Origin of the sequence: Trinickia sp. (assembly GCF_051961175.1) — a bacterium.
Taxonomy (GTDB): domain Bacteria; phylum Pseudomonadota; class Gammaproteobacteria; order Burkholderiales; family Burkholderiaceae; genus Trinickia.
Genome location: NZ_JBQCDN010000119.1, coordinates 1 through 11,691, shown reverse-complemented (window position 1 = coordinate 11,691; position 11,691 = coordinate 1). Strand labels below are relative to the sequence as shown.

Annotated in this window: 7 protein-coding genes and 2 pseudogenes; 4 read left to right on the top strand and 5 right to left on the bottom strand. The window is 65.0% G+C overall.

Annotated features, from left to right (window positions below):
- The 3 genes and pseudogenes from ACTHL0_RS06670 to dapC form a co-directional block, all read right to left on the bottom strand.
- Nucleotides 1-116, bottom strand: a pseudogene (locus ACTHL0_RS06670) (arsenate reductase); the annotation flags it as partial.
- Nucleotides 116-943 carry a 2,3,4,5-tetrahydropyridine-2,6-dicarboxylate N-succinyltransferase gene (gene dapD, locus ACTHL0_RS06665; protein ID WP_440565859.1) on the bottom strand — a complete coding sequence of 276 codons (828 nt, stop codon included), beginning with the start codon at nt 941-943 and terminating at the stop codon, nt 116-118. The pseudogene ACTHL0_RS06670 and the gene dapD, both read right to left, overlap by 1 nt.
- Nucleotides 944-1,085: 142 nt before the next feature.
- Nucleotides 1,086-2,291, bottom strand: coding sequence for a succinyldiaminopimelate transaminase (gene dapC, locus ACTHL0_RS06660; protein WP_440565858.1), 1,206 nt, complete (start codon nt 2,289-2,291; stop codon nt 1,086-1,088).
- 392 nt (nt 2,292-2,683) lie between these two features.
- Here dapC and smc point away from each other — a divergent pair, with 392 nt between their 5' ends.
- The 4 genes from smc to def all read left to right on the top strand — a co-directional run bounded on the left by smc (nt 2,684) and on the right by def (nt 10,217).
- On the top strand, nt 2,684-6,202 hold the full coding sequence (smc, locus tag ACTHL0_RS06655) for a chromosome segregation protein SMC (RefSeq protein ID WP_440565857.1): 3,519 nt from the start codon (nt 2,684-2,686) through the stop codon (nt 6,200-6,202).
- Between the two features lie 70 nt (nt 6,203-6,272).
- Entirely contained in the window at nt 6,273-7,526 is a 1,254-nt protein-coding gene (locus tag ACTHL0_RS06650) for a cell division protein ZipA C-terminal FtsZ-binding domain-containing protein (RefSeq protein WP_440565856.1), read from the top strand.
- Between the two features lie 112 nt (nt 7,527-7,638).
- Nucleotides 7,639-9,687, top strand: coding sequence for an NAD-dependent DNA ligase LigA (gene ligA / locus ACTHL0_RS06645; RefSeq protein ID WP_440565855.1), 2,049 nt, complete (start codon nt 7,639-7,641; stop codon nt 9,685-9,687).
- A complete protein-coding gene (gene def, locus ACTHL0_RS06640; protein WP_440565854.1) occupies nt 9,684-10,217 on the top strand; it encodes a peptide deformylase in 534 nt (177 codons plus the stop codon). Before ligA ends, def begins: the two co-directional genes overlap by 4 nt.
- A 109-nt stretch (nt 10,218-10,326) precedes the next feature.
- Here the strand turns inward: def and ACTHL0_RS06635 are convergent, their stop codons facing one another.
- Both ACTHL0_RS06635 and ACTHL0_RS06630 read right to left on the bottom strand, forming a co-directional pair.
- Nucleotides 10,327-11,115 (bottom strand): pseudouridine synthase, encoded by a 789-nt coding sequence (locus ACTHL0_RS06635; protein WP_440565853.1) that lies wholly within the window; start codon nt 11,113-11,115, stop codon nt 10,327-10,329.
- A 263-nt stretch (nt 11,116-11,378) separates the two neighbouring features.
- Nucleotides 11,379-11,691, bottom strand: a pseudogene (locus ACTHL0_RS06630) (hypothetical protein); the annotation flags it as partial.

Genomic DNA, 11,691 nt, shown 5'->3' with positions numbered 1-11,691 from the left:
TTCTTGAAGTCGTGGAATTCGAACGCGACGCCATGCGATTCCAGCCACGTGCGCGCTTTCTTGACGGTGTCGCAGTTCGGAATGCCGTAGACGACGACAGTGCCGGGCGCGCTCATCAATCGCCCCGCAGCAGTTCGTTCAAGCCAACCTTGGCGCGCGTCTTGGCGTCGACCTTCTTGACGATGACGGCACAGTACAAGCTGTGCGAGCCGTCCTTCGAGGGCAGGTTGCCGGCGACGACGACCGAACCCGGCGGGACGTAGCCGTAGCTGACTTCGCCCGTTTCGCGATCGTAGATCTTCGTGCTTTGGCCGAGGTAGACGCCCATGGAAATGACCGAATTCTCGCCGACGATCACGCCTTCGACGACTTCCGAGCGTGCGCCGATGAAGCAGTTGTCTTCGATAATGACGGGGTTGGCTTGCAGCGGTTCCAGCACGCCGCCGATGCCGACGCCGCCCGACAGGTGCACGTTCTTGCCGATCTGCGCGCACGAGCCGACCGTTGCCCACGTGTCCACCATCGTGCCTTCGTCGACATAGGCGCCGATGTTCGTATACGACGGCATCAAGACGACGTTCCTGGCGATGAACGAGCCGCGGCGGGCGATGGCGGGCGGCACGACGCGGAAGCCACCGGCCGCGAAATCCTCGGCTGTGTAGTTCGCGAACTTCGAGGGCACCTTGTCGTAGAACTGCGAGTAGCCGCCGGCGGGCATCGGCGCGTTGTCTTCAAGGCGGAACGAGAGCAGCACGGCCTTCTTCAGCCATTGATTGACGACCCACTGGCCGTCCTGCTTTTCGGCGACGCGCAAAAGGCCCTTGTCGAGCTGTTCGATCGCGTGTGCGACGGCATCGCGCACTTCGGCCGGCGCCGCCTTCGGCGACAGCTCGGCACGGTTTTCCCAGGCGTTGTCGATGATGCTCTGAATGTGTTGCGACATGGCGGTAGTTTCGCTAAGTGAAGTCGGAAATCGGAAGATAACGGGTATGGCTAACGGTGCGGCGCAAGGGCTGAGCGGGGCATGGCACAGCCCGCGAACCGATGCCGGCGCCTGGCTTGGCTGTCGCGGGCGCCGGCGCGGATCAGCGCGAGACGCTGCGGCAGAAATCGACGATGCGTTTGGCGCCATCGACGCATTCGGCGACATCGGCGACGAGCGCCAGGCGAACGAAATTGCAGCCGGGATTCACGCCGTGCGCGGTGCGCGCGAGATAGGAGCCCGGCAGAACCGTGACATTATAGTCGGCGTACAGGCGCCGGGCGAACTCGGTGTCGGTGAGGCCCGTGCGCTCGACATTCGCCCACAGATAGAACGCGGCGTCCGGCAGCCGGACATCGAGGACATCGGTCAGCATCGGCGTGACGGTCGAAAACTTGGCGACGTATTTGGCGCGGTTCTCGCGCACGTGCGCCTCGTCGCTCCAGGCGGCGGCACTCGCTGCTTGATAGACGGGCGACATAGCCGCGCCGTGATAGGTGCGATAGAGCAGGAAGCGCTTCAAGAGTGCCGCGTCGCCGGCGACAAAGCCCGAACGCATCCCGGGAACGTTCGAGCGCTTGGACAGGCTCGAGAGCATCACGAGCCGTTCGAAGCCGCGCCCGAGCGCGTGCGCCGCCTGCAAGCCGCCGAGCGGGGGATGGCCTTCGTCGAAATAAATCTCCGAATAGCATTCGTCCGACGCAATCACGAACCCGTGCTTATCGGACAAGGCGAACAGTTCGCGCCAATCGTCGAGCGTGAGCACGGCCCCGGTGGGGTTGCCCGGCGAGCAGACGTACAGCAGCTGCGTGCGCGCCCAGACGTCGTCGGGCACAGCCGAATAATCGCAGGCGAAGTTGCGCGCCGGATCGCTGTTGACGAAATAAGGCTCGGCGCCGGCCAGCAGCGCCGCACCCTCATAGATCTGATAGAACGGATTCGGGCAGAGCACGACCGAGCCGGGCAGCGTGCCGTCCACCACTGTCTGCGCCAGCGCGAACAGCGCTTCGCGCGAGCCCGAGACGGGCAGCACTTCCGTATTCGGATCGAGCGCGGGCAGACCATAGCGGCGCACGGCCCAAGCGGCGATGGATTCGCGCAGTGCGGCCGAGCCGATCGTGGCCGGATAGCTCGAAAGCGTATCGAGCGAGGCGACAACGGCTTCGCGGATGAGCGCGGGCGTCGCGTGTTTCGGCTCGCCGATACCGAAGCTGATGTGCGGCAGATCGGCCGGAGGCGTTGCGTCTTTCAACAGCGCGCGCAGCTTTTCGAACGGATAAGGTTGGAGGCGGTCGAGTAGCGGATTCACGTCGGTTTGGTGGGCACGTTGGCGAGGACGCCGCTTGTGCGCTCGTCGCGCTTGCTTGTTGCGCTTATCGCGCTTGGCCGCTCCAGTTTCGGGCGCGCCGTCCTCTGGCGGAAAAGGCCCTCATTATAGCTTGGCCGGCGCGCTCGGCGGTGCATTCGGCATGTGCGCCGGCCGCGTCCGAGGCGGCGCGGCGAGCCTGCGATGGTATGATTGCCACTTGCTCGCGCAGCAGCGCCCGGTCTTGGCCGCGCCTGTCTTCGCGACCCACAAGCATCGCGGCGGCGGCACGCCGCGCATGCGCTGCGGCGGCGCCGGTTCGCTGGCCGCGGTGTCGTGCGCGGGCGAGGCCGGCCGCGTTTTTGTTCGACCACCATCAAAACAGCGATAACGCCGTGCGTCTGACCTCGATCAAACTCGCTGGCTTCAAGTCCTTCGTCGATCCCACGCATTTCCAGGTCCCGGGCCAGCTCGTCGGCGTGGTGGGCCCGAACGGATGCGGCAAGTCCAACATCATCGACGCCGTGCGATGGGTGCTCGGCGAATCGCGCGCCTCGGAACTGCGCGGCGAATCGATGCAGGACGTCATCTTCAATGGCTCGACGGCGCGCAAGCCAGGGAGCCGCGCGAGCGTCGAACTCGTCTTCGATAATTCCGAAGGACGCGCGGCCGGCCAGTGGGGGCAATACGGCGAGATCGCCGTGAAGCGCGTGCTCACGCGCGATGGCACCTCGAGCTACTACATCAACAACCTGCCCGCGCGCCGGCGCGACATCCAGGACATCTTCCTCGGAACGGGTCTCGGCCCGCGTGCCTACGCGATCATCGGCCAAGGCATGATCGCGCGCATCATCGAAGCGAAGCCCGAAGAGCTGCGCGTGTTTCGGGACGAGGCCGCGGGCGTGTCGAAGTACAAGGAACGCCGCCGCGAAACCGAGAACCGCCTGCACGATACGCGCGAGAATCTGACGCGCGTCGAAGATATCGTGCGCGAACTCGGCACCAACCTCGAAAAGCTTGAGGCGCAGGCCATCGTCGCCACGAAGTTCAAGGAACTGCAGACGGCCGGCGAAGAGAAGCAACGTCTGCTGTGGCTGTTGCGCAAAAACGAAGCGGCCGGCGAGCAAGGCCGTCAGCAGCGCGCGATCGCCGAAGCGCAAATCGATCTCGAAGCACAGACAGCCAAGCTGCGCGAAGTCGAAGCCGACCTCGAAACGCGGCGCGTGGCGCACTATGCGGCCAGCGACGCGATGCAGGGTGCGCAGGGTTCGCTGTACGAGGCCAATGCCGAAGTGAGCCGGCTCGAGGCCGAGATCAAGTTCGTCATCGAATCGCGCAATCGCGCGCAAGCGCAGATCGCCGCGCTCACGGCGCAGCGCGAGCAATGGCAGGGGCAGGCGGAAAAGGCGCGCGACGATCTCGAACAAGCCGAGGAAGAGCTTGCGCTCGCCGAGGAAAAAGCGGCGCTGGCGGAAGACGAAGCAGCGGCCAAGCACGACGAGCTGCCTGCGCTCGAAGCACGCTGGCGCGACGCGCAGGCGCAACTGAACGAGGAGCGCGCAGGGATCGCCCAAACGGAGCAGGCGATCAAGCTCGAGGCGGCGCACCAGCGCAATGCCGATCAGCAGTTGCAGCAGTTGCAACTGCGGCATGAACGGCTCAAATCGGAAGCAGGCGGTCTCGACGCGCCGGACGAAGCGCAGCTCGAAGAGCAGCGCATGCAGCTCGCCGAGCAGGAAGAGATACTGAACGACGCCCAGGCGCGTCTCGCTCAGGCGCAGGACACGCTGCCGCGCGTGGAGGCCGAGCGTCGCGAGGCGCAGGATCGCGTGCAACGCGAGAGCGCCCAGATACACCAGCTCGAGGCGCGGCTCGTTGCGCTCAAGCAGTTGCAGGAAAACGTGCAGACCGAGGGCAAGATCCAGCCCTGGCTCGACAAGCATGAACTCGCCGGGCTGCCGCGCCTGTGGAAGAAGCTGCACGTCGAAGCGGGCTGGGAAGCGGCGCTCGAATCGATCTTGCGCGAGCGGCTGGCCGCGCTCGAGATTTCGAATCTCGACTGGGTTCGCGCCTTTGCGAGCGATGCGCCGCCTGCCAAGCTGGCTTTCTACGCGCCGCCGTCGGCCGGTGCGCCGCGCGAAACGCCGGCCGGTTTGACGCCGCTGCTGTCGCTCGTGCGCATCGACGACGCCGGCCTGCGCGCCGTGCTGAGCGACTGGCTGGGCGCGGCCTATGTCGCCGACGATCTGACCCAGGCGCTGGCCATGCGCGCGCAATTGCCCGAAGGGGCGATGCTCGTCGTCAAGGCCGGGCACGTCGTGACGCGTGTCGGCGTACAACTGTATGCAGCCGATTCCGAGCAAGCGGGCATGCTCGCGCGGCAGCAGGAAATCGAAAATCTCACGCGCCAGCTGCGCGCCCAGACGTTGCTCGCCGATGAAGCGAAGACGGCGGCGATCCGTGCGGAAGCGGCGCATACGCAGGCGTCGCAAGCCTTGACCGAGGCGCGGGCGCAGGCGGAGCGCGCGACGCAGCGGGTGCATGCGCTGCAATTGGATGTGCTCAAGCTTACGCAGGCGCACGAGCGCTATACGCAACGCAGCACGCAGATCCGCGAAGAACTCCAAGAGATCACCGCGCAAATCGAAGAGCAGCGGGCCCAGCGCGCGGAATCCGAGGCGAACTTCGAACGCCACGACGGCGAGCTGGCGCAACTGCAGGCGCGCTTCGAAGAGAACCAACTGGCGTTCGAATCGCTCGACGAGACGCTATCGGCGGCGCGCACGCACGCACGCGATCTCGAACGCGCCGCATCCGATGCGCGCTTCGCCGCGCGCAACATGGCGGCCCGGATCGACGAGCTCAAGCGCAGCATCCAGGTCGCCCACGAGCAGAGCGAGCGCATTGCCGGGACGCTGGAGGATGCGCGCGCCGAACTGGAAACGATCAACGAGCAGACCACCCATACGGGCCTGCAAGAAGCGTTGGAAGTTCGATCGCATAAGGAAGGTGCGCTGTCGGCGGCCCGCCACGAACTCGACGATTTGACGGCGAAGCTGCGCCAGGCCGACGAAACGCGCCTGAGCGTGGAGCGATCGCTGCAGCCGCTGCGCGATCGGATCACGGAACTGCAACTGAAGGAACAGGCCGCCCGGATCGCGGGCGAGCAATTCGTCGAGCAGCTTCAGGCGGCCGGCGTGGACGAAGCGCAGCTGCAAGCGAAGCTGACGCCCGATATGAAGCCGTCGTATCTGCAAGGCGAAGTCACGCGGATCAACAATGCGATCACGGCGCTCGGGCCGGTGAACATGGCCGCGCTCGACGAACTGGCGGCGGCCAAGGAGCGCAAAACGTTCCTCGATGCGCAGTCGGAGGACTTGACGCGCGCGATCGAAACACTGGAAGACGCGATCCGCAAGATCGACCAGGAAACGCGCACCTTGCTGCAAGGCACGTTCGACGAGGTCAACCGGCATTTCGGCGAGCTGTTCCCGCGCCTGTTCGGCGGCGGGCAAGCCAAGCTGATCATGACGGGCGACGAAATTCTCGACGCGGGCGTGCAGGTGATGGCGCAGCCGCCGGGCAAGAAGAATTCGACGATTCACCTGCTTTCGGGCGGGGAAAAGGCGCTCACGGCCACCGCGCTCGTGTTCGCGATGTTCCAGCTGAATCCCGCGCCGTTCTGTTTGCTCGATGAAGTCGACGCGCCGCTGGACGACGCCAACACAGAACGCTTCGCGAACCTCGTGCGCGCGATGTCGGATAAAACGCAGTTCCTGTTCATTTCGCACAACAAGATCGCGATGGAGATGGCGCAGCAGCTGATCGGCGTGACGATGCAAGAGCAAGGTGTTTCGCGCATCGTGGCCGTGGACATGGAAACGGCTGCCGGTTTCGCCCAGAATACCGTCTAACGAGCGGATCCGCGCCGGCACGACAAACGCTGCGCGCGGCCGCGACACAGGAATGCTTCATGGAGCGTGCATGGACGAGTTGACACTCGGATTGATCGGCGCGGGCGCCGTCGTGGTGGGAGGTGTGGTTGCCTATAACGCGTGGCAGGGCGCCAAGGTGCGCCGCCGCATGCCGCGGCCGATGCCGGCCGACAGCGAGCCGGGCCCCGCGCGCAGCGACCTCGAGGAAGAGCGGCCGTTTATCGAACCGGCTCGAGGCGGTGCGGCCGGTGCACGGCGCGAGCCGTCGATAGCGGACGGCTCGCACGAAGGCGATGCCGCCCGAATCGAACCGAGTTTCGGCGGCGTGTCGGCGCCGCTCGATATTCCGGCCGATATCCAGGCGGAAACGACAACGCCGAACGGTTTTACGTCGGAGCCGCCGATGGGCGGGGCCGTCGCCGAAGCGGCGCGAGACGATGCGCAAGCGGTGACGCCTGCGGCCACGACGATCTCGGCTGCGCCGCCGCATATCGTCGACCGCCGCATCGATTGCGTGGTGCCGATCCGCCTGTCCGGGCCGATCTCCGGCGAAAAAGCGTCGCCGTTGGCGCAGCGCTTGCGCCGCGCGGGCAGCAAGCCCGTTTATATCGAAGGTAAGCCCGAAGGCGCCAGCGCGTGGGAATTGCTGCAAAACGCCGAGCGCTATGAGGAACTGCGTGCAGCGGTGCAACTGGCCAACCGCAGCGGCCCGCTCAATGAATTGGAGTTTTCGGAGTTCGTGTCGGGTGTGCAGCAGTTCGCCGACGCGATCGACGGCGCCCCCGAGTTTCCGGACATGCTCGAAACGGTCTCCATGGCGCGCGAACTCGATACGTTTGCGGCTCAATGCGACGCGCAGCTGTCGATCAACGTACTGTCCGACGGCGCCCCGTGGTCGGCCAACTACGTGCAGGCCGTGGCCTCGCAAGACGGCTTGCTGCTGTCGCGCGACGGGACGCGCTTCGTCAAGCTCGACGCGAAGCAAAGCCCCGTCTTCATGCTGCAGTTCGGCGATACGAATTTCCTGCGCGACGATCTGACGTACAAGGGCGGGCAGATGATCACGCTGATCCTCGATGTGCCTGTTGCCGATGAAGACATCCTGCCGTTCCGGCTTATGTGCGATTACGCGAAGTCGCTGGCGGAGCGGATCGGCGGGCGTGTCGTCGACGATCAACAGCGGCCCTTGCCTGAGCCGGCGCTGCTCGCGATCGAAAAGCAGCTGATGACGCTTTACGCGCGGCTCGAGGAGGCGGGGATTCCCGCCGGGTCGGCCGCTACGCGGCGCCTGTTCAGCCAGTAACCGCGCTCGACTGCAGTTAGCCGCAGTTGGCTGCAACCCGCTTAGGGCTGACCTGAAAAGCAGCCCCTGAAGCGCGCCCGATTTCGTATGCATCCAGAATAAAATCAACGACATGGCTCGCAACCACGCCGAATCGCCTCCGCCCGCCGACCAACCGGCCGAACGCGCCGTCTGGCTGCGCGCCGAACTTGAACGGGCGAACTACCAGTATTACGTTCTCGATCAGCCGCAGATCCCGGACGCCGAATACGATCGCTTGTTCTCGGAGTTGCAGTCGATCGAGGCTGAGCACCCCGATCTGATCACGCCCGAATCGCCGACGCAGCGGGTTGGCGGGGAAGTCGCCAGCGGCTTCGCATCCGTCGTTCATGCGCTGCCGATGCTGTCGTTGAACAACGGCTTTACGGACGAAGATGTCACTGCGTTCGACAAGCGCGTGAGCGACCGGCTCGATCGTGCGCCCGTCGAGTATTCCTGCGAACTGAAGTTCGATGGGCTGGCGATTGCCTTGCGCTACGAAGACGGCCGCCTGGTGCAGGCCGCCACGCGCGGCGATGGCTCGACCGGCGAGGACGTGACGCAGAACGTGCGGACCGTGCGCTCGATCCCGCTGCGCTTGAAGGGCGATCGCATTCCGCGCGTGCTCGAGGTGCGGGGCGAAGTCTTGATGTTCAGGCGCGATTTCGATCGCCTGAACGCACATCAGCGCGAGGCGGGACAACGCGAGTTCGCCAATCCGCGCAATGCGGCGGCGGGCAGTTTGCGCCAGCTCGACTCGAGCATCACGGCGCAGCGGCCGTTGTCCTTTTTCTCCTATGGCATCGGCGCGCTTGAAGGCATGGAGATGCCCGATACGCACGATGCGCTGCTCGATTGGTACATCGAACTCGGTATGCCCGTGTGCGGCGAGCGCGACACCGTTGAGGGCGCCGAGGGGCTGCTCGGTTTCTATCGCCGCATCGGCGAGAAGCGCAAGTCGCTGCCGTACGACATCGACGGTGTTGTCTACAAGGTCAATCGCAAAATCGATCAGGACGCGCTCGGCTTCGTCTCGCGCGCGCCGCGTTTCGCGCTCGCCCATAAATTCCCGCCGGAAGAAGCGCTGACGGAACTGCTCGATATTGGCGTGAACGTCGGCCGTACCGGTGCAATTACGCCTGTGGCGCGTCTGGCGCCGGTGTTCGTCGGTGGCGTGACCGTGACGAACGCCACGCTGCACAACGAAGACGAAGTCCACCGCAAGGACTTGCGCGCGGGTGACACGGTGATCGTGCGCCGCGCCGGCGACGTCATCCCGGAAGTGGTCGGCCCCGTGCTGGAACGGCGCGTCGAAGGCGCCCAACCGTTCGTCATGCCTACTGCATGTCCGGCCTGCGGCTCGGCTATCGAACGGTTGCCGGGCGAGGCGGTGGCGCGGTGTACGGGCGGGCTTGTCTGTCCGGCGCAGCGCAAACGGGCGCTCGAGCATTTCGCGCAACGGCGCGCATTGGACATCGACGGGCTGGGCGAGAAGATCATCGATCAGCTCGTGGAGCAGAACCTCGTCCGTACGCCGGCCGACTTGTTCAACCTGGGCTTTTCGACGCTTGTCGCGCTCGAACGCTTCGCCGACAAATCGGCGCAAAACCTGATCGATTCGCTCGAGAAGGCCAAGCATACGAAGCTGGAACGTTTCATCTTCGCGTTGGGTATTCCTGACGTTGGCGAATCGACGGCGAAAGATCTTGCCCGCCACTTCGGTTCGCTCGATCCTATCTTGAATGCATCGGTCGAGACCTTGATGGAAGTCGAGGGAATCGGTCCGGTGGTGGCCGAATCGATTTATCAGTTCTTTGCGGAGGCGCACAATCGCACCGTAATCGACCAATTGCGTGCGAATGTCACGTGGCCCGAAGGGCCGCCGGCGCCGCGTGCGCCACAAGGGGTACTGGCCGGCAAGACGATCGTGCTGACCGGTACGCTGCCCACGCTCGCGCGCGAGCAAGCGAAGGAAATGCTGGAAGCGGCCGGCGCAAAGGTGGCCGGTTCGGTGTCGAAGAAGACTGACTACGTCGTGGCGGGCGCTGAAGCTGGAAGCAAGCTGGCCAAGGCTGAGGAACTTGGAATCAAGATTCTCGACGAAGACGGTATGCGCAAGCTCCTGGAGGGCGATAAGCCATGATTCGTGACATTTTGAAGATGGGCGATCCGCGCTTGCTGCGCATTGCCCAAAACGTCGAACACTTCGATACCCCGGAACTGCACGCGCTCATCGCCGATATGTTCGAGACGATGCACCATGCGAACGGTGCGGGGTTGGCTGCGCCGCAAATCGGCGTCGATCTGCAGGTGGTTATTTTCGGGTTCGGTCAGAACGAGCGTTACCCGGAAGCGCCGTCCGTGCCCGAAACGGTGCTGATCAATCCGACGATCACGCCCGTGTCGCAAGACATGGAGGAGGGGTGGGAAGGGTGTTTGTCGGTGCCCGGCATGCGCGGCGTCGTCAGCCGGTTCTCGATGATTCGCTATCACGGCTTCGATCAATACGGGCAACCGATCGATCGGGTGGCCGAAGGTTTTCATGCGCGCGTGGTCCAGCACGAGTGCGATCACCTGATCGGCAAGCTTTATCCGATGCGGATTAACGATTTTTCGAAGTTCGGGTTCACCGAGGTATTGTTCCCGGATCTCGATCCGAACGTCGACGATTGAATGAGCGGGCCGACAAGCGCAAGCGCTTGCCGGCCTGAACCACCTCAGCGCGGTGTGAAGCCTTCATTGCGCGCTAGGGCGCAACCCTCTGCGCCCCTCGTCGCTGCGCTCAAAACGCCTCGTTCGGCAGCAGATATCGCCATTTCCCCTGCGGAAGCGGGCCCAGCGCCACGCTGCCCATGCGGACACGCTTGAGTCCGACCACTTGCAGGCCGACAAGCTCGCACATGCGGCGGATCTGCCGTTTTTTCCCTTCGCGAAGGACGAATCGAAGCTGTTCGCCGTTTTGCCAGCTCACTTTCGCGGCTTTGAGCGCAACGCCGTCGAGCGACAGCCCGAACCGCAGCAGTGCAAGCTTGTCCGCGGGGAAATGCTCGGCGACATCGGTCGTCACATCGCCGAACGTCACACGCACGAGATATTCCTTTTCCACGGTCGAATGCTCACCGATGAGCTGTTTCGCGACGCGGCCGTCCTGCGTCAGGACGAGCAAGCCCGTGGAGTCGATATCCAGGCGGCCTGCCGGCGCGAGTGCGCGCAGGTGGCTCGGCGTGAAACGCGTGTCGGCACGATCGCCTTCCCAGTGGTTGGCGGCCGTGATCAGTGTGACGGCCGGCTCAGACCCGTCTTCGGCTTGGCCCGACACGTACCCGACGGGCTTATGGAGCAGGATCGTGACTTGCCGTGATTGCGCCGCTTGGGCATCGCGGGTGACCTCGATATGCTGATCGGGACGCACGCGCGCACCTAGCGTATCGATGCGCTCGCCATCCACTCGCACCCAACCGTTTTCGATCCATTCATCGGCTTCGCGGCGCGAGCACAAGCCGAGTTCGGACATGCGCTTCGAGAGGCGGAGGAGGCCGTCTTCGGCTCCGCCGCTCGTTCGTTCGGCCACGGGGCCGCCGCTCGATGCGGCTTTGACCGGCTTGGCGACGCGCAGCGGGGCGGCTTTCCCATGCGATGCGTCCGCGCGTTTGCCGGACGCCGGCCGCGCACGCGTTTCGGAGGGGGCTCGATCTTCTCGGTTGAAGGTCTTTATCCCTGCGCTCGGGCCCGAACGTGAAAATCCGGTTTCGCGCCGCGACGTGGCTGCCCCCGTCGATCCGGCGCCTTGTTTGGCCGGGCGGCTGAATTTGCGCGGCTCTCCTGTGCCCGAATTCAGCTCCCGAGCCGGGCGTGCCCCGGCGCTGCTTGCAGGGCGCTCGCCACGTGCGGGACGCTCGCCACCAAAGGAGCGCTCGCCGCGTGCAGGGCGCTCGCCACCAAAGGAGCGCTCGCCGCGAGCAGGGCGCTCGCCGCCAAAGGAGCGCTCGCCGCGTGCAGGGCGCTCGCCGCCAAAGGACCGCTCGCCGCGTGCAGGACGTTCGCCGCCAAAGGACCGCTCGCCGCGTGCTGGACGCTCGCCACCAAAGGAGCGCTCGCCACGTGCGGGACGCTCGCCACCAAAGGAGCGCTCGCCGCGTGCGGGACG